Annotated in this window: 17 protein-coding genes and 1 riboswitch; of the genes, 1 reads left to right on the top strand and 16 read right to left on the bottom strand. The window is 62.0% G+C overall.

The genetic code is table 11. From position 1 onward, the window contains the following. Positions 1-179: 179 nt before the first annotated feature. Complete coding sequence (gene secA, locus C8273_RS01375; RefSeq protein WP_106626069.1) at positions 180-2,825, bottom strand: preprotein translocase subunit SecA; 2,646 nt, start codon at positions 2,823-2,825, stop codon at positions 180-182. 168 nt (positions 2,826-2,993) lie between these two features. Further along, positions 2,994-3,893, bottom strand: a complete 900-nt coding sequence (locus C8273_RS01370; RefSeq protein ID WP_106626068.1) for a LysR family transcriptional regulator — start codon at positions 3,891-3,893, stop codon at positions 2,994-2,996. A 231-nt stretch (positions 3,894-4,124) separates the two neighbouring features. Between C8273_RS01370 and C8273_RS12700 the strand changes: the two genes are divergently transcribed. Further along, positions 4,125-4,289 carry a hypothetical protein gene (locus C8273_RS12700; protein ID WP_199820974.1) on the top strand — a complete coding sequence of 55 codons (165 nt, stop codon included), beginning with the start codon at positions 4,125-4,127 and terminating at the stop codon, positions 4,287-4,289. A gap of 441 nt (positions 4,290-4,730) precedes the next feature. Here C8273_RS12700 and hypE read toward each other — a convergent pair whose 3' ends face one another. The 14 genes from hypE to C8273_RS01290 form a co-directional block, all read right to left on the bottom strand. Then, positions 4,731-5,738 carry a hydrogenase expression/formation protein HypE gene (gene hypE, locus C8273_RS01355; RefSeq protein WP_106626067.1) on the bottom strand — a complete coding sequence of 336 codons (1,008 nt, stop codon included), beginning with the start codon at positions 5,736-5,738 and terminating at the stop codon, positions 4,731-4,733. Next, positions 5,728-6,831: a hydrogenase formation protein HypD gene (gene hypD, locus C8273_RS01350; RefSeq protein WP_106626066.1), complete on the bottom strand. Its 1,104-nt coding sequence runs from the start codon at positions 6,829-6,831 to the stop codon at positions 5,728-5,730. Before hypD ends, hypE begins: the two co-directional genes overlap by 11 nt. Continuing rightward, a complete protein-coding gene (locus tag C8273_RS01345; RefSeq protein WP_106626065.1) occupies positions 6,828-7,067 on the bottom strand; it encodes a HypC/HybG/HupF family hydrogenase formation chaperone in 240 nt (79 codons plus the stop codon). The genes hypD and C8273_RS01345 overlap by 4 nt, the downstream gene beginning before the upstream one ends. A gap of 703 nt (positions 7,068-7,770) precedes the next feature. Then, on the bottom strand, positions 7,771-10,101 hold the full coding sequence (gene hypF / locus C8273_RS01340) for a carbamoyltransferase HypF (RefSeq protein ID WP_106626064.1): 2,331 nt from the start codon (positions 10,099-10,101) through the stop codon (positions 7,771-7,773). Continuing rightward, positions 10,098-10,631, bottom strand: coding sequence for a HyaD/HybD family hydrogenase maturation endopeptidase (locus tag C8273_RS01335; RefSeq protein ID WP_106626063.1), 534 nt, complete (start codon positions 10,629-10,631; stop codon positions 10,098-10,100). The genes hypF and C8273_RS01335 overlap by 4 nt, the downstream gene beginning before the upstream one ends. Positions 10,632-10,647: 16 nt before the next feature. After that, on the bottom strand, positions 10,648-11,310 hold the full coding sequence (gene hypB, locus C8273_RS01330; protein WP_106626062.1) for a hydrogenase nickel incorporation protein HypB: 663 nt from the start codon (positions 11,308-11,310) through the stop codon (positions 10,648-10,650). A 3-nt stretch (positions 11,311-11,313) separates the two neighbouring features. Next, positions 11,314-11,652, bottom strand: coding sequence for a hydrogenase maturation nickel metallochaperone HypA/HybF (locus C8273_RS01325; protein ID WP_106626061.1), 339 nt, complete (start codon positions 11,650-11,652; stop codon positions 11,314-11,316). Position 11,653: 1 nt separating this feature from the next. Beyond that, positions 11,654-11,896 carry a heavy-metal-associated domain-containing protein gene (locus C8273_RS01320; RefSeq protein WP_106626060.1) on the bottom strand — a complete coding sequence of 81 codons (243 nt, stop codon included), beginning with the start codon at positions 11,894-11,896 and terminating at the stop codon, positions 11,654-11,656. 261 nt (positions 11,897-12,157) lie between these two features. Further along, positions 12,158-12,841: a Ni/Fe-hydrogenase, b-type cytochrome subunit gene (gene cybH, locus C8273_RS01315; protein WP_106626059.1), complete on the bottom strand. Its 684-nt coding sequence runs from the start codon at positions 12,839-12,841 to the stop codon at positions 12,158-12,160. A 12-nt stretch (positions 12,842-12,853) separates the two neighbouring features. Further along, complete coding sequence (locus C8273_RS01310) at positions 12,854-14,767, bottom strand: nickel-dependent hydrogenase large subunit (RefSeq protein WP_106626058.1); 1,914 nt, start codon at positions 14,765-14,767, stop codon at positions 12,854-12,856. Further along, positions 14,764-15,852 (bottom strand): hydrogenase small subunit, encoded by a 1,089-nt coding sequence (locus C8273_RS01305; protein WP_106626057.1) that lies wholly within the window; start codon positions 15,850-15,852, stop codon positions 14,764-14,766. The genes C8273_RS01310 and C8273_RS01305 overlap by 4 nt, the downstream gene beginning before the upstream one ends. Positions 15,853-16,130: 278 nt before the next feature. Further along, a riboswitch (molybdenum cofactor riboswitch) is annotated at positions 16,131-16,281 on the bottom strand. 17 nt (positions 16,282-16,298) lie between these two features. Further along, complete coding sequence (locus C8273_RS12880) at positions 16,299-16,448, bottom strand: secretion protein HlyD (RefSeq protein ID WP_234343772.1); 150 nt, start codon at positions 16,446-16,448, stop codon at positions 16,299-16,301. Positions 16,449-16,522: 74 nt separating this feature from the next. After that, a complete protein-coding gene (locus tag C8273_RS01295; protein ID WP_106626056.1) occupies positions 16,523-17,296 on the bottom strand; it encodes a hypothetical protein in 774 nt (257 codons plus the stop codon). Between the two features lie 12 nt (positions 17,297-17,308). After that, the gene (locus C8273_RS01290; protein WP_106626055.1) at positions 17,309-18,217 is read right to left on the bottom strand and encodes a M23 family metallopeptidase; all 909 of its coding nucleotides are present in this window, start codon (positions 18,215-18,217) and stop codon (positions 17,309-17,311) included. Positions 18,218-18,291: the final 74 nt, after the last annotated feature.

Here is an 18,291-nt window from a genome sequence, read left to right as displayed (position 1 = left end):
GCAAACCCTAGTGGAGCGAGCGGAAGAGAGGGCACGTTCTGCCCCCTGCGGATTTTAACCGTTCAAGCGAAGCGCGTTTGGAATCCGCAGGTATTTCGGCAGATAAGTGCCCGACCGCTTGTGTAACGAGGGTTCTGCGAGGAGCTCGCACGTCCGTAACATTTGACGTAGACGCTAAATTACTTATCCTTCCCGTGGCAGTTCTTATACTTCTTGCCGCTGCCGCAGGGGCACGGATCGTTGCGCCCGACCTTCTTCCCGTCCTCGTTCTTCTTCGCCGACTTTGCCTCGGCGGGCACGGACTCGTCGCCGTGCGAGGCGCGCGCATTCATGAGGTGATCCTCCAGCTTCGAGCGCTCGCGTGCAAGCAGCTGCTCCGCGCGGCGCTGCGCCCCCTCGTCCACCACGGGCGCGGGGCGCGGCGTGCCGTTCTCCGACATGGGAGGCGCAGCAGCAGCCGCCTGCGGCGTCACGATACTCACATGGTACATGAGCGAGGCGATCTGATCCATGATGGACGCCTCCATCTCCTCGAACATCGTGAGCGCCTCGATCTTGTACTCGACCAGAGGATTGCGCTGTCCATACGCACGCAGGTTGATGCCCTCGCGCAGCATATCCATGTGATCGAGATGATCCATCCACTTCTGATCCACGACGCGCAGCATGACGACCTTTTCGAGCTCGCGCATATTCTCCGCGCCGAACATCTGCTCACGCGCCGCGTAGCCCTCCTCGGCGACCTTTTCCAGCGTCTCCTGGATCTCGTCGCGTGCGAGCTGCTCAAGCTCTTCCTTCTTGAGGCGTCCCTGCGGCGCATACACCTTCTCCGCGTCCTCGATGAGCGCGTCCAGCTGCCACTCCTCGGGGTAGAGTTTTTCGTTCGCGTACTGCGTCATCTCGTCCTTGATGATGTGCTTCACCATCGCGAGGATGTTCTCGCGCAGGTTCTCCCCCTTGAGGATCTTCCTGCGCTCGCCGTAGATGACCTCGCGCTGCTGATTCATGACATCGTCATACTCAAGGACGTGCTTGCGGATGTCGAAGTTGCGCGCCTCGACCTTCTTCTGCGCGTGCTCAATCGAGCGCGTGATGATCGCGTGCTCAATCGGCTCGTCTTCCTCCATGCCGAGGCGATCCATGATGCCCGCAATGCGGTCGGAGGCAAAGAGGCGCATGAGATCATCCTCAAGCGAGAGGAAGAACTTCGACGCACCGGGGTCGCCCTGACGCCCCGAGCGTCCGCGCAGCTGATTGTCAATACGCCGCGACTCGTGCCGCTCCGTACCGACAATGTAAAGACCGCCGAGTGCCTCAACGCCCTCGCCGAGCTTGATGTCCGTGCCGCGCCCCGCCATGTTCGTCGCGATGGTCACAGCGCCCTTCTGCCCCGCGTTGGCGACGATCTCGGCTTCCTTTTCGTGGAACTTCGCATTCAGTACGACGTGCGGAATGCCGTTCTTTTTGAGGACATTCGACATCTCCTCGGACTGCGTGATCGAGGTCGTACCGATGAGGACGGGCTGCCCCGTCTCGTGGATCTCCTTGACCGCACGTCCGACGGCGCGGTACTTCGCCGCCTTCGTCTTGTAGATCACGTCCGGCTCGTCGATGCGCTGAATGGGCTTGTTCGTCGGGATGACGATGACGGGCAGATTGTAGATCTTGAGGAATTCGTTCTCCTCGGTCTTTGCCGTGCCCGTCATGCCCGCGAGCTTGTCGTACATACGGAAGTAGTTCTGGAACGTGATGCTCGCGAGCGTCTGTGACTCACGCTGGATCTTGACGCCCTCCTTCGCCTCGATTGCCTGATGCAGGCCGTCCGAGTAGCGCCGTCCCTCCATCAGACGCCCCGTAAACTCGTCGACAATGACGATCTCGTCCCCCTTGACGACGTAGTCGCGGTCGCGGTGCATCAGCGCCTTTGCACGCAGTGCCGCCGTGAAGCAGTGGGACAGCTCGATGTTCTCGGGCGCGTAGAGGTTCTGGATGCCGACGATCTTCTCGATCTTCGGCACGGCGCTGTCCGCGGGCGCGACGGTCTTCTGCTTCTCGTCGACCGTGTAGTCCTCACCCTCCTTCAGGTGGCGCACCGCCTCCGCCATGACGCGGTAGTTGTCCGTGGACTTCGTGCCGGGGCCGGAGATGATGAGCGGCGTGCGCGCCTCGTCGATGAGGATGGAGTCCACCTCGTCCACGATGGCGTAGTGCAGCGGGCGCTGCACCATCTGGCTCTCGGACAGCACCATGTTGTCGCGCAGGTAGTCAAAGCCGAACTCGTTGTTCGTGCCGAACGTCACGTCCGCCGCGTATGCCGCCTTGCGCTCGGGGAAATCCATATTGTGCGCGATGAGTCCGACCGAAAGCCCGAGGTAGCGGTAGAGCTTGCCCATCCACTCGCTGTCGCGCCGTGCGAGGTAGTCGTTGACCGTGACGACGTGGACGCCCTTGCCCTCCAGCGCGTTGAGGTAGACCGCCGTCGTCGCGACGAGGGTCTTGCCCTCGCCCGTACGCATCTCCGCGATCCGCCCCTCGTGGAGACATATTCCGCCAATCATCTGCACGTCGAAGTGGCGCATGCCGAGCACGCGGCGCGAGGTCTCGCGCACGACGGCAAACGCCTCCGGGAGGATCTCCTCCATCGTCACACCCTCTGCGAGCTGCTCGCGGAATTTCCGCGTATAGCCCGTCAGCTTGTCGTCCGTAAGGTTCGCCATCGTGGGTTCGAGCGCATTGATCTGTGCGACGATCTCGCGGTAGCGCGCAATCTCCTTGTCATTGTTATCGCCAAGGAAGCGTTTGAGAATCGAAGATATTCCGAACAAGTAGTTTCACACTCCTGTATCTGATGTCGTTTGAAAGACAGTATTCGTTTCATTATAACACAAAGCCCCCGCCTTTGCACAATAAATGTTGCAAAGACGGGGGACGTAGGGCAAGATCACTGCTAAAATGAAGTCTGCCAGATTGGCGCAGAACAAGGAGGCAGCCCCTCAGCCCTTCTTTCCGCTCCCCAGCAGCTCCTTCGTCAACCCGCGCAGGTAGTTCATGACGAGGCGCACGTCGTCAAAGATCTGGCGCCCCTTCTTCGTAACGAGACCGCTGTTGATGAAGATGGGATCGATCAGCGGAATCTGGATAAAGTTGTCGGACGGAAGCACGGACGGACGCGCAAGGAAGGTCGATCCGATCCCTGCGTGGACGAGATTCTTGACCGTGTGGAGGTAGGGCGAGTAGTGCACGACATTCGGCTTCTCGCCCGCGCGGCCGTAGGCATCCTGCACCAGACGATCCACGAAGAAATTGCTGTCGAGCATGATGAGCGGCTCGTCCTTCAGATCCGTGATGCTGAGTGCGTGCCGCCCCGCAAGGGGGTGGTCGGGGCGCGTGACAAAGGTGCACTCGCAGTCAAAGAGTTTGGAGTACGTGAGGCGCGTGCTGAAATCGACGGTGTAGTTCGTCAGCGCGAAATCCAGCTTTTCCTCCTCGACCATCTGCAGCGCGCTCACGCCGCCCGTCTCGATGATCTCAAGGTCGATCTCGGGGTGATCGCGGTGAAAATCGCCGAGGATGTGCGGCAGGAAGACCACGCCGAGCTGCAGGGGCATCGCAATGCGCACCTTCGCGTGGCGGTGCGCCATATCGCGGATCTCGTTGTCGAGGCGTGCGACCTCCGTGAGAATATAGGACACCTTGCCAAGGAGCTTCGCACCGTCCGTCGTAACCGTGATCTTGCGCCCCTCGCGGTGAAAGAGGTTCAGCCCCGTCTCCGCCTCAAGTGCCTGCATGGCGACGGTGACAGTCGGCTGCGAGACATGGAGGTGCTCCGCTGCCTTCGTGATGTTCTGCCACTGGCAGACCTCGTAGAAATACCGCATCTGTACCAACGTCATCCAATCATCTCCCAACGCTACTCTATTTGTGCAATCTATTTCACTATTATATTACTATATATACGGTGCGCTGAACAGGGCAAATGTCACAGAACTATAAAAAATTTTTATAGGCTTAACCTATCGTTTTATCAAAAAGCAATATTTCTCATAGAGAAAAAAAAGTGCTAAATTAAACGCAACTACAGAAGTACTGCAGCGCAGACGATGGATGGAAAAGGGGTATGACGAATGGCAGTATATTTTGCAGATGCAGTGGAGCAGTTCGTCGCGGATATGCTTGAGGCGAACGAGGACAACCTGAAAGCATACGAGACGAAACCGGGTGTATACACGAATGTCGATCCCGACACACATCACGATGTCGAGATCCCCGACGTGCACCTCACAAAATGACCTACGATCATCCTACTATAGCATAGATAAGGGAAAAGCGGGCGGCTGACCACTGCCCGCTTTTTTCGTGCGCGGAAAACAGGGCACGCAACGATCAGCTTCCCCCGCCGAAGCGGGGGAAGTGGCACGCCATAGGCGTGACGATAGGGGCTCTTGTGGCTATTTCGACTCTCTGACGGTAGATAGCCTATGTCGCTCATGGCGCCCCTTCCACCATGCTGCGCATGGTCCCCCTCCCCCGTGTCGCACGGGGGAGGCTTCTAGGGAATCGCTGATAAAATGAAGTCCGTCAGATTGGCGTAGATTTTTCGTCCGAACAAGGAGGCAAACCGGACGCATAGCCAAAGCTATGTGGAGGATCGAGGGCACGGTACGGGCAAAAAAGATGCGTCAAGATGGCGCGGCTGAATTTATCAGTGCTTCCCTAGGTAGGTCGCCCCCTCAACAAATCCTAGGAACAAGCTCCCCGAGCGGCAGATCGACGATGCGGATGCCGCCGAGCGGGGTGCGGAGCCCCACCGTACCCGCCGCCTCCGCCGTTGTGTGTCCGATCACACAGGCACTCTGCCCGTGCGGATCGGCGTGCATCACCGCGAGCACGCGCTCCGTGTCGGCGGGCGGGACGAACGCGAGCAGCTTCCCCTCGTTCGCGAGCGTCAGCGGGTCGAAGCCGAGGAGGTCGCAGACGCCCTGCACGGCGGGATGCACGGGAATCGCCGCCTCGTCGAGCAGGATGCCGACCTGTGCCGCCGCTGCGAGTTCGTTCAGCGACGCCGCCACCCCGCCACGCGTCGGATCGCGCAGCACGGCAATCGACGGCGCCGCCGCGAGCATCGCCGCCGTCATGTGGCAGAGCGGCGCACTGTCACTCCGTATGTCGGGCGGGAGCGTCAGATTGTGCCGCGCCGCCATCACCGTTGCCGCATGGTCGCCAAGCGTACCCGAGACGATGATGTCCATGCCCGGCTTGATATTCACGGGTGCGATGTCCACGCCCTCGATCATCTCGCCCACGCCCGCCGTATTGATGTAGATGCCGTCCCCGCAGCCGCGCGGCACGACCTTCGTATCGCCCGTCACGATGAGGACGCCCGCCTCCTCGGCCGCCGTGCGGATATCGCGCACAATGCGGCGCAGGGTCTCCATCGGAAAGCCCTCCTCCAGGATCACAGCGAGCGAGAGCCAGCGCGGCACCGCCCCCGTCATCGCGAGATCGTTGACCGTCCCGCAGACCGCGAGCCGCCCGATGCTCCCGCCGGGGAAGAAATGCGGCTGCACGACGTAGGAGTCCGTCGTAAACGCCGCGCGCCCCGCCGTTGGCAGCACGGCACCGTCATGCAGTGCATTCAGGATCGTATTGCCCAGCTCCGGCAGCACGACCTCCTCCATCAGGGCGTGGCTGAGCTGCCCGCCCGCACCGTGCGCGAGCGTAATGACCTCATGCTCCATAGCGGAACCGTCCTCCCCCATATTTGTACCATGCGGCACACGTTCCCTCAACCGACACCATGCACGGCCCTACGGCGTGCTCCGGCACGCACGCCCTGCCGAAAAGCGCACAGTCGCGCGGCACAATCGCGCCGCGCAGCACCTCACCGCAGCGGCAGCCGTGCCGCCCATCGCCCTGCACCTCGACGGAGAGCGGACGCACGCGTGCAAAGTCATACTGCGCGTATTCCTCGCGCATCGACAGCCCCGAGGCGGGGATCGTGCCGAGTCCGCGCCAACGCACTGCCGCCGGCTCGTAGACGCGCTCCATCGCCGCGCGGGCGGCGGGGTTGCCCTCCCGCCGTACCACACTCTCGTAGGCGTTCTCGATGTGCGCCTCGCCTGCTGCGATCTGCCGCACGAGCAGATCGACCGCACGCAGAATCTCAAGCGGCTGAAAGCCCCCGACCACGCCCGGTAGAGAATAGTCCCGCGCGAGGAAGTCAAAGCCCTCCGTCCCCGTCACCACGGAGACATGACCCGGCAGGAGGAATCCGTCGACATGGGTTTCACCGCCATGAAGGAGCGCACGCATCACGGGCGGGACAAGCTTCTGTGCGGACAGCAGGAAAAAGTTCCGCAGCCCCTGCTCCTTTGCGGCAAGCACCGCCGCCGCCTCCGTCGGTGCCGTTGTCTCGAAGCCGACGGCAAGGAATACGACCTGCTTTGCCGGATTGTCTGCCGCAATCGCAAGCGCGTCGAGCGGCGAGTAGACGATGCGCACATCCGCGCCCTGCGCCTGTGCCTCGGCGAGACTGGAGCGCGTGCCTGGGACTTTCAGCATATCGCCGAACGTCGTGATAATGACATCCTCCATCCCCGCATAGGCAATCGCCGCGTCGATGTAGTCATCCGCCGTCACGCAGACGGGGCAGCCGGGACCCGAGACGAGCTCAATGCCCTCGGGGAGAATCTGCCGCAGCCCCGCGCGGAAAATCGCCACCGTATGCGTGCCGCAGACCTCCATGATGCGGATGCGCCGCCCATGGAGGAGGGCGCGCATATTAGCAAGTATCTCAGCCGCAAGCTGCTGCGTCTCCTGTGCGCTCCTCATCCGAGACCCTCCACCGTACGCGGCGCCCCGTGCATCTCCGCACGCAGCGCCTCAATCCGCGCCGCCTCTGCATGGTCAACGATCTGCATCGCAAAGCCCGCATGGACGAGCACATAGTCCCCCACCGCCGCCTCGGGCAGCAGCATGAGGCTCGCCGCGCGGCGCACCCCATTCAGTTCGACCGAGGCAAGCTGATCATTGATCTCAACGACTTTCGCCGGAACTGCCAAACACATAGTTTCTCCTCTGTATTCTGTAAAATGTTGTTTGATTCCATCTCAATCAAAGCGTATCCTTGCGCGCCCAAAGCGCCCCCACCGTCACGCGAACGCGTGCCACCTCCCCCGCTCTGGCAGGGGAGGCTTTTGATAACGGCACTCAGCTTCCCCCGTCCGCGACGGGGGAAGTGCCGAGCAAAGCGAGGCGATGGGGGCGCTCGTTGCTCATATCCATTTCTTACGATAGAAAGCCTATATCGCCCAAAGCGCCCCCACCGTCACGCGAACGCGTGCCACCTCCCCCGCTCCGGCAGGGGAGGCTCTTAATAACGGCACTCAGCTTCCCCCGTCCGCGGCGGGGGAAGTGCCGAGCAAAGCGAGGCGATAGGGGCGCTCGTTGCTCATATCCATTTCTTACGATAGAAAGCCTATATCGCCCAAAGCGCCCCCACCGTCACGCTGACGCGTGCCACCTCCCCCGCTCTGGCAGGGGAGGCTCTTAATAACGGCACTCAGCTTCCCCCGTCCGCGACGGGGGAAGTGCCGAGCAAAGTGAGGCGATAGGGGCGCTCGTTGCTCATATCCATTTCTTACGATAGAAAGCCTATATCACTCAAAGCGCCCCCACCGTCACGCGAACGCGTGCCACCTCCCCCGCTCTGGCAGGGGAGGCTTTTGATAACGGCAATTGGTGTGAGCGCCCCGCAGTGCGATGCCCCCTCTACTCTTCCATCCGCGCGAGCGCCGCTGCCGCCTGTCCATACGCAATCCCGCCGTCGTTCGGCGGAACGAGGTGCGGCAGAAGAACGCGGAAGTCCGCGAGGCGCAGGAGCAGCTGCTCAAGCAGCAGGGCATTCTGGAACACCCCGCCCGCGAGCGCGACCGTGCGGAGTCGCGTCTCATCCGCGAGCACGCCAAGCATCTCCGCGACCGCCGCCGCCATCGTCACATGGAAGTCGAGCGCACGCCCCGCACGCTCCTCGTCCGTCAGCTCCTCCGCACCGTCCGCAAGGGCGCGCAGCGCGGGCACGAAGTCAAGAATCATCGGCTCCGCTGCACGGTTCACACGATACGGCAGCACGACACCCGTGCGCCGCGCCCGCCGTGCGAGCAGTTCGAGTCCGATTGCCGCCTGTCCCTCGTACGTATTCACGCGGCACACACCGAGGAGCGCCGCCGCCGCATCAAAGAGCCGCCCCGCACTCGACGTGGGCGGCGCATTTACCCCCGCCGCCGTCGCCTGCATGAGCAGCTCCCACCCTGCGGGAAGCGCCCCCGCAAAGAGCGGTGCACGCTTCGCCAGTTCCGCCCCATACATCCCATGCAGCACCCAGAGTGCGAGCCGCCACGGCTCCACCGCCGCGCGGTCGCCGCCCGGCAGCGGCAGATATGCAAAATGAGCGCACCGCTCATAGCCCGTGAGATCGGCAGCAAGGAACTCCCCGCCCCATGCCGTACCGTCGTCCCCATAGCCCGTCCCGTCGAGTGCGACGCCGAGCACGCGCCCCTCATATCCATATTCTGCGAGCACCGCCGCGATGTGTGCATGATGGTGCTGCACACGCACGAGCGGCAGTCCCTCCCGCGCGGCACGCGCCGCAAGGTACTGCCCCGAGAGATATGCGGGATGCAGATCTGCTGCAAGCACCTCCGGCCGCACCTCGAAAAACTGCTCGTACTGCGCAATCGTCGCCTCGAACGATGCGAGCACACTGCGCTCCGTCAGATCTCCGATGTGCTCGCTCAGAAACGCCTCGGCGCCGCGCGTGAGGCAGAACGTATTCTTCAGCTCCGCACCGCCCGCGAGCACCGACCGCTCCTTTGCCGTCGGCAGCGCGAGCGGCATCGGCGCAAAGCCCCGGCTGCGGCGAATCATCTGCCGTCCGCCCGCCGTCATGCGCAGGACGGAGTCGTCAACGCGGTGCACGATCTCCCGATTGTGCGCGAGAACCCCGTCTGCAATCCCCGCAAGAGCCTCCTGCGCCGCCGCATCCTCATAGACAATCGGCTCGCCCGAGCGGTTCGCGCTCGTCATCACCCAGAGATCGTCCGCATCGAGCAGCAGAAGGTGAACGGGTGCATACGGCAGGAGCACACCGAGATACGCATTCCCCGGCGCCACGCTCTGTGCGACGGCATCCAACACATCCGTGCGCCGACGGAGCAGCACAATCGGCGCAGCAGGCGAGGTCAGCCACCGCGCCTCCTCATCGGAAACGACGCACAGCGACCGCACCAGTTCCATACTGCCCGCCATCACGGCAAGCGCCTTTGCCTCGCGCCGCTTCCGCTCCCGCAGGCGGCGCACCGCCGCGTCACGCCGCGCATCGCACGCGAGATGGTAGCCGCCGATCCCCTTGACAGCGACAATGCCGCCCGCTGCGATCATTTCCCGCGCCCGCGCGAGGGGGTCGCCCGTCTGCTCCACACCGTCCACCAACAGTCGGTAGGCGGGACCGCAGTCCGCACACGCATTCGGCTGCGCATGGAAGCGTCGGTCGGCGGGATCGTCATACTCGCGCTGGCACGCAGGGCACATCTGAAACGGAGCCATCGAAGTCAGCGGGCGGTCGTATGGCACCCCCCTGATGATCGAGTAGCGCGGCCCGCAGTTCGTGCAGTTCGTAAAGGCATAGCCATACCGCCTGTTTTCGGTGGACAAAATCTCACGGCGGCAGTCCGCACAGACGGCAAGATCGGGCGAGACGAGCGTCCGCGCGACCGTTCCCGCAGGACTCGGCAGAATGCGAAAGCCCTCCTCGCCCGTCGGCGGAAGTTCCGAAAACGTCACGGAGGCAACGGCTGCGGCAAGCGGCGCCTCCGTGCGCAGTGCCGCCGCGAATGCGTCGAGCGCCTCCGCAGCCCCCTCCGCCTCGATGCCGACCCCTGCGCTGTCGTTCCATACCCGACCCGCGAGCGCAAACGCCTCCGCAAGGCGATAGACAAAGGGGCGGAACCCCACCCCCTGCACAATCCCAGAAACACGAAAAGCGCGCCTTGTACGCGCGCCTCCCGCCGGATGTATCAGACCGCCATCGGCGTGCACGCTCATGCGCTCCGCCGGCTCTTTTGTGGACGCTCCACGGGCACAATCCCCCAGCGGATCAGCTCCTCCACAGCGCGGTGGGCGAATGCGGGCAGCGCCGCCGCCATCTCCGAACTGAGCGTAAGCCCCGCCGCCACCTCGTAGGGCTGCATACCGAGCACGACCACATTTGGAATGGCGCGATCCGTGACCGTCAGCCATGCGAGCACATCCTGAATCCCAATCTCGTGCGAGGACATCTTCTCCTGAAAATGCGCCATCACCGCATCGTTTTCAAAGCGGTAGACCGTCCCCGCAGGCGCATCGCCCGCAACGGCGTCGAGGATGAGCAGCTTCTCCGTCCCCGTGATGAAGTGGAGCAGCTCGGGGCCGAGCGTCCCGCCATCGAGCAGCTGCACCTCCGGCGAAAAGCGGAAATGCTCGTTCAGATACTCCATCGCGCGTACGCCAAAGCCCTCATCGCGCAGGATGATATTGCCAATCCCGAGCACCGTGACGGGCGTTACCGCAACCAGATCATCATGGATCATTCTCATCGCCTTCCTCCTATGCTCATGTGCGTTCTTTCTTCGCCCGAACCGCCGCACGCAGCCAATCGTACCACGCCGCGAGACCCTCGCCCGTCCGGCACGAGACGGGCAGCACCGCGATGCCGGGGTGGAGCGCCGTGATATCCCGCTCCGCCGCCGCCATATCGAAGTTCGTATAGGGCAGGATGTCCACCTTGTTGAGGAGCGCCACCGCCGACTCCTTGAAAATCAGCGGGTACTTCAGCGGCTTGTCGTCGCCCTCCGTGATGCTGAGCGCCACCGCCTTCGCATCCTCGCCGAGCGCGAACTCCGCGGGGCAGACGAGGTTCCCGACATTTTCAATGACGAGCAGGTCGAGCGCCGTGAGATCCAGCTTCCCAAGCGCCGCCGCGACCATTGCCGCGTCCAGATGACAGCCGCCGCTCGTGTTGATCTGCACGACGGGTGCGCCGCAGCGCTCGATGCGTGCCGCGTCCTTCGTCGTGAAGAGATCCCCCTCGATGACCGCCATCCGCAGCTCATCTCCGAGCTGCGCAAGCGTCTGCTCCAGCAGTGAGGTCTTGCCGCAGCCCGGCGAGCCGAGGAGGTTCAGCGCGTAGATGCCGTGCCGCGCAAAGAGCGCCGCGTTCTCCTCCGCCGCCGCCTCGTTCCTGCCGAGGATGTCCGCCTTTACAACTACCTTCATATCCTATTCCATCTCTATATAGTCGACGCGCATCTCGCGCCCGTGTGTGAACTCCATCCCGCCGCCGCAGTCGGGGCAGAGGTAGTCCTGTGGGCGCAGGGTGCGCTCTTTGCCGCAGTCGTGGCAGCGTCCCGCAAAGGGGACGCGCGTCCACGTCAGCGCCGCCGTCTCTGCGATTGTCCCGCGCACGAGCGCCCGAAAGGCAAGCGTCAGTGCCTCCGTCTCCACGCCCGAGAGTTCCCCGAGGAGCAGGTGGATGCGCTCAATGCGCTGCGCATCATTGTCCCGCGCGTGCGTGAGGGCGATGTCAAGGATGCCCTCGGCAATCGCCATCTCGTGCATCCTACAGCTCCGCCGAGAGATTGTGCGCGGCAAACGTGGAGATCAGCTCCGTCATCTTCGTCTTTGCCGGATCATAGTCCACCGTCGTCTCACCGTCATGCGTATGTATATGCACATAGAGGACGCCAGGAAGCCCCAGCAGTGCCTTCTCCACGGCGGCAGCGTTCTCCGCCGTATAGCCCTTCACAAAAAACTGAAGGTGCGTCGTGCTCTCCGCGAGCCCGCAGCCACATTCCTTACACATAAAAATCTCCTTTGTATTCTAACGAGAGTATTCTCTTGCGTCACAGACGCCCCCACCGGAAGGTCTGCCTTGATTGCCCAAGACGCCCCCACCGGCTCGCAAGCGCGCCACCTCCCCCGTCGCGACGGGGGAGGCTAATCACCGCTCACCGAATACCTCCCCTGCCACAGCGGGGGAGGGGGACCGCGAAGCGGTGGAAGGGGCGCTCATTGCCTGCGGAGCTAAGCGTTTGCGTTGGACTCGCGCAAGCTAACCTGATTTTTACTCCACATCCTGTGCATCCGCCGGCGTATGCCGCAGGAGCTTGCTGCCTGCGAACATACTTGAAACCTCCGCCTCACCCTCCATGAACTCCGCACGGATGACGAGGTAGAAATGTCCAATCGCAAAGAGAATAATCGCCCACGCCGCATAGTGATGAACGAAATGCGACATAAACTCGTTGCCGAGAACGCGGTTCACCCAGCCGAAGAGGATGCCGCCAATCGCGGACGGCTCCGTCATATAGTACATGGCAAAGCCCGTCAGCACCTCGACCGCCACCATCACATACAGCCCCGCGTATGCCGCGCGCGCCAAGGGGTTGCGCAGGAACGGGCGATGAGACGTGCGCAGGAAGATATAGTGCTGCACAACCTCCCACGCATCCAGATAGTACTGCTTCTTCCAGAAATGCGGGAAGAGGCGATCGCCCTTGCTGATGAGGAAGCCGTAGACGCGCCCGATGAAGCCCGCACAGAACGCAAACGCCGCGATGAAGTGAATGTTGCGCACGAGATTCATGAGGAGCGGCGTATTCGTCGGCTCTGAGGCGAGGATGACCACAGGCTTTGTGATCAGAAAGCCCGTGATGAAGAGCACGATGATCGCAGCGACCATCAGCCAGTGAAAGATGCGCAGAAAGGGGCTGAACAGGTAGTATTCCTGCCGTTCTTCTTTTTTCATGCGGATCGCCCCCTATTCGTCCACACGCACGCCGGCGTAGGGGTCGGTCGTGACGACGCGGATCTTCTCCCCCTTTGCGTTGAAGAGGTGGGTCGAGCACGCCATGCACGGGTCGAACGAGCGCACAGCCTTCACGATCTCAAGTGGTTTGTCCGCGATCTTGACCGGCGTATCCATCATTGACATTTCGTATGCGCCATGTCCTGCCGCGTCATCGCGCGGGCAGGCGTTCCACGTTGTCGGTACAACAGCCTGATAGTTCGCCACCTTACCGTCCTTGATGACGACCCAGTGACTGAGTCCGCCGCGCGGTGCCTCGTAGAAGCCGACGCCCTTTGCCTCCTTCGGCCACGTCGAGGGATCCCACTTGTCGTTGTTCACGACGCGCGTGTCGCCGCTCTTGATGTTCGCGACGAGCTTGTCGAAGAAATATTTGCTGATCTCCGCCTGCAGCTGCGCATCGAGTGCGCGCGCCGCCGTGCGTCCGACCGTCGAGGGCAGCCATGCCTCGGGCGGTACGCCGAGCACCTTCGTCACGGCGTCGATCTGATCGACGATCATCTTCTCTGCCCAGCTCAGTTCGCCGAGCAGCCCCTGCTTCGCCTTCGTGTAGAGCACGATGTAGCGCGCGAGCGGGCCGACCTCGCAGAGCTTGCCGCGCCATTTCGGCGTCTTGAGCCAGGAGTATTTGCCCTGCTCGTTCAGCGCCTTCCACTCGGTCTTCGTTCCTTCCTTCGGCTCCGTATAGTGCGGCTTCGTCTCACCGTCCCACGGGTGCAGCCCCTTGCTGTCGCCGCCGCTGTACTCGTACCAGCCGTGCTCAACGCTCTCGCTGATGACCTCGGGGTCGGACACATCCTCCATCTTGAAGTCATAGACCTTTGCCTGCATCACACCGCCCGCGAAGTTCTCGACAACGCCATTACAACGTACGAGCAGCTTGCTGAAGAAATCGCCATTCGTCGCGCCCGAGAACGGCTCCTCGGGGAACATGCCGAACGCGAGCACGCGCTCCTTTGCGAGCCCGCCGCCCGAGACATAACCCTTCTGCACATACAGATGCCCGATGGCGAGCACATCCGGCAGATAGTAGTCGTTCATCATGTGGCGCGCGGACTGGATCGAACGGTCAACAATCGCGAGGCGCGCGGCATTGATCGGAGCGTTGCCGTCCTCCATCGAGATGGAGCAGGGCATCCCGCCGAGGCAGTAGTGCGGATGGGGATTCTTGCCGCCGAAGACGACGTGCGGCACAACGAGATCGCGCTGCTTGTCCAGCATCTCAAGGTAATGGGAGATCGCCATGAGATGCACCTCGGGCGGCAGCATCTGGTAGTCCGGATGATCCCACCACTGCGCGGAGAAGATGCCGAGCTGACCGCTCTCCACAATCTTCTGCACCTTCGCCTGGATCGCGGCATAGTAGTCCGCATTCGAGACGGGAAAGTCGTGCGGGTATGCCTCCGTATCGAGACCCTGAGGACCGCGGAAGGGTAGGCGGTAGGTCGCGAGCACCGTATTCTGGAGCGCCGCCGTCGCCGCCGGATCCGCCTTGAGTGCCTCGAGCGGGCTGACCCAGTCGAGGGCGTGGAGGTGGTAGAAATGGATGATGTGATCCTGATGGCCGAGGCAGGCTGCGATGATGTTGCGAATGTAGTGCGCGTTCTTCGGGATCGTGATGCCGAACGCATCCTCCACGGCACGCAGACAGCCAAGCGCATGGGACGACGTGCACACGCCGCAGATACGCTGGATATACGCCCATGCGTCACGCGGATCGCGGTCGTTCATGACGAGTTCGAGTCCGCGCCACGCGGTTCCGGAGGAGATGGCATCCGTAACCTTGCCCGTTGCCTCATCGACTTGGATCTCGACGCGCAGATGCCCCTCAATGCGGGTAATCGGATCGACAACTACGTGTTTCATTCATGCACCTGCTTTCCCTCTTTTTCGATCTGCTTCTCATGGCATTTCTTCTGCACGAGGCTTGCGCCCGCGTGCGCCGCGACACCGACCGCCGTAGCGACGGCAAGCCCTGCGCCGACCATATCGACGTCGATGCCGTCATACTCAGGCAGGCGTTTTGAGAAGGGTGCATCGTCCCAGAAATTCGCGTTGCTGCAGCCGATGCAGGGCGCACCGGACTGGATGGGGTACGAGAGCCCCTGATACCAGCGCAGATTGCCGCAGGAGTTATACGTCTCAGGCCCTCTGCAGCCGAGGTGGTAGAGGCACCAGCCCGCCTTTGCGCCCGCATCGTCGAAGCGATCGGCAAACATGCCCGCATCGAAGAACGGACGACGGTAGCAGGTGTCGTGAATGCGGTTGCCGTAGAACTGGCGCGGCCGCCCCTCCCCGTCGAGCGGAGGCAGGGTGCCGAAGAGCGCGACGTGCATGACGACGCCCGTCATGACCTCGGGGATCGGCGGGCAGCCGGGCACGGCGATGTATGGTTTCGATCCAATGAACGAGCGGATCCCCTTGGACTCCGTCGGATTCGGCGCAGCCGCCTGGATGCCGCCCGCCGTTGCGCAGGTACCGTATGCGATGACCGCCTTTGCGCCCTCGGCAACACGCTGAAGTGTATGCGAGAACGGGTGCCCGCCCGACATGCAGGTGTACTCGTGCGCACCCGTTGCGACGGCGCCCTCCACCGCGAGGATGTACTCGCCGTGGTACTTCTTGATCGTCGTCTCAAGGTGCTCCTCGAACGGCTCACCACAGCCCGCACTGAGGACGTGGCTGTATTCGAGCGCGATGCTGCTGAGTACGAGATCCGACGCAAGCGGTGCGCCCGAGCGGATGAAGGACTCATCGCATCCCGTGCACTCGTGCCCATGCAGCCAGATCACCACCGGCAGCGGCTTCGTCTCCGCCGCCTCGACGACCTTCGTCATCATGTCCGTGCTCAGCCCCATCAGCGACGTGAGCGTCACGCAGCCCTTCAAAAAACTGCGCCGACTCATGCCCTTTGCGAGATAGGCCTCCCACAAGCTCTCCCTCTTACTCACATGATCCCTCCTAACAATACACAGGCGCCTTGTGGGCGTCCTCATGGCAAATCCAGAAAAATATTTATCATTATACACCTTGCACAGGCAGAAAGAAACACACTTTTGCTATGTATCCAAACAAATTTGCAATACGAAAAAAGGCTGTCCCCCGTACCCAAAGGCACGACGAACAGCCCTCTCGAACCAGGCGGACACTGCCGGTGTTCTGCACACGAAAACACCGCAGCGCCGCCTGCACGCAGCAATTCTGTCGTCTCCTTTTCAAGGGGAAACAGGGCTTCCATCAGAAAACTCCGCTTCGAAGGGGAAGGCTCCGTCATTTCTGCGGGAACCCTGTGCGCGTCTTGGAGGCACTTTGCTCCGCAGCGCAGGCGCAATATCATAGGCTCTGCCCTTAGATATTTTTGCTCGGAAACGGGGAGAGAACTCCCCTCTCCCGTATTTTAAGGAAGCACTGATAAATTCAGCACTGCCATCTTGGCACATCTTTTCCGCCCTCTCTTCGTCGACAAATCCTCCACATAGCCTTTGCTATGCGTCCGGTTTGTCTCCTTGACAGGGCGAAAAATCTGTACCAATCTGACAGACTTCATTTTATCAGCGATTCCTTAATTGTTCGTTGATTCTAACAGGTTCTATGACAAATGTCAATATACGACATTTATTCTCAAGATGTATGCTGTTTATTTTTTATTTTCTTCGCCGCCTTCTTCACGGCGTCGCGCTCTTTTGCCGCCATCGTGTTCGGATGAATCTCGGCGGCGTGCCCGTCGCGGTCGCCGTCCGTGATGAGGGCGTTTGCATTGTCGTATGCAAGGATCTCGTAGGTGCGGATCGTGTTCTTCTTGGTGTTCAGCACGCGCCGCTGCAAGGTGTAGGCGAGTCCGTCGTACGCCTCATCGTGCATGGCGCGCACAAACTGCGCTTTGCCAAAGTCGTTGTAGAGGATGAGCTGCCAGTAGGAAATGGTGCCGTCGCTGTTGCGCCGCATCCTGGAGCGGTCGAAGAACCAGCCGCGCCGCTCATCCCCCTCGATGAATACCCAGTCGCCGTCCGCGAGCGTCACGGGTTCGATCGCCGTCGCCGCGCCGTAGGCAGCATCGTCGGATGTCACGGGAGCAATGCCGATCCCGTGCCCACCGTCCTGCGGTGCGGGCTCTTTTGCAGCGGGGAGTGCCGTTGCTGCGGCATGTCTCTGCGCGGGAGGAGGTGTCGCCGCATCATGCGAGCCTGCGGCCTCCTCTCCGAGTTCATCCATCTCCTCGTCGAGAGCCGCCTCCTCCGCCTCGGCGTGTGTGGCTGTCTCCTGCGGCGGCGCTTGTGCGGCGGGAGATCCTTCCTCCGCCGTCATGACCGTGTGAATCTCCTTCTTCTCCGCGCTCACGCCCCATGCAGGGAGAACGAGGAGCCCTGCGGCAAGCAGGCATATCATAATTTTCATTGCAAACCTTCCTTATAAATACGCTGCGGGGTTGACGGGCTGCCCATCAACGCGCACTTCGTAGTGCAGATGGGGTCCCGTGGAGCGCCCCGTGGAGCCGACGTAGGCTATTGTTTCACCGCGCCGCACCTGCTGTCCCACGCTGACGGCGAGGGCAGAGGCGTGTCCGTAGCGCGTGACGATGCCGTCGCCGTGGTCAATGTCGACCATGTTCCCGTAGCCGCCGTTCCAGCCCGCTGCGGTGACGACGCCATCCGCAGCTGCGACGATGGGCGTACCCATCTCGGCGGCGATGTCGATCCCCGGATGAAACTCCGTCCCGCCAAAGCGCAGCCCGTAGGGTGAACTGACATATCCCTGCGTCGGCCAGATCGACGGCGTTGTGTGCGGACCGTCGTCGGCGACAAAGACGCCTGCGCCGGGGTAATTCTTTCGCATCTCCTCTGCGAGGAGGTTGAGGGAGGAGCGGCGTGCCGTGAGCCGTGTATCGATCATGGCAAGAGCCTCGTCCAGATCTGCCGTGGTGAGTTCATGCCATGCGCCCCCCGTGGGTGCCTGTGTCCCCTCCTGTACCGTCTCGTCCTCCGCCGCCGGCGGTGCGCCAACGATGGAACGCAGCCCGTCCTCGGAGCGGTGCAGCGCGTCGAGATCCTGCTCAAGGGCGGATGCCCTTTTCGCTACCTGCAGAATCTGCTCCTGCTGGATGCGGTTCGCCTCGCGCAGCTGTGCCGTCTCGGCATCGTGCTGATATCCGGTCATGAGGGTGTAGACGGAGAGCACGGCGGCGGCCGCAAAGGCAATTACCGCCGCACCCGCACCCACGGCAAGCAGGCGCAGGGACCGCAGGGAGAGGCGGACGGTGCGCGTCACGTCCTCTGCGTTGTCGGTGAATTGGATTTTATAACGTTTTTCTTCGTTCAAGTCGTTCTCCTGATGATACTGCGAAAGCACTGATAAATTCAGCGATTCCTTAGGAAATATACTGCTCACGGCAA

Origin of the sequence: Candidatus Centipeda massiliensis, assembly GCF_900290285.1 — a bacterium.
GTDB classification, from domain to species: Bacteria; Bacillota; Negativicutes; order Selenomonadales; family Selenomonadaceae; genus Centipeda; species Centipeda massiliensis.
The sequence above is the reverse complement of the archived record's forward strand: the minus strand, read 5'-3'. Positions and strand labels throughout refer to the sequence as shown.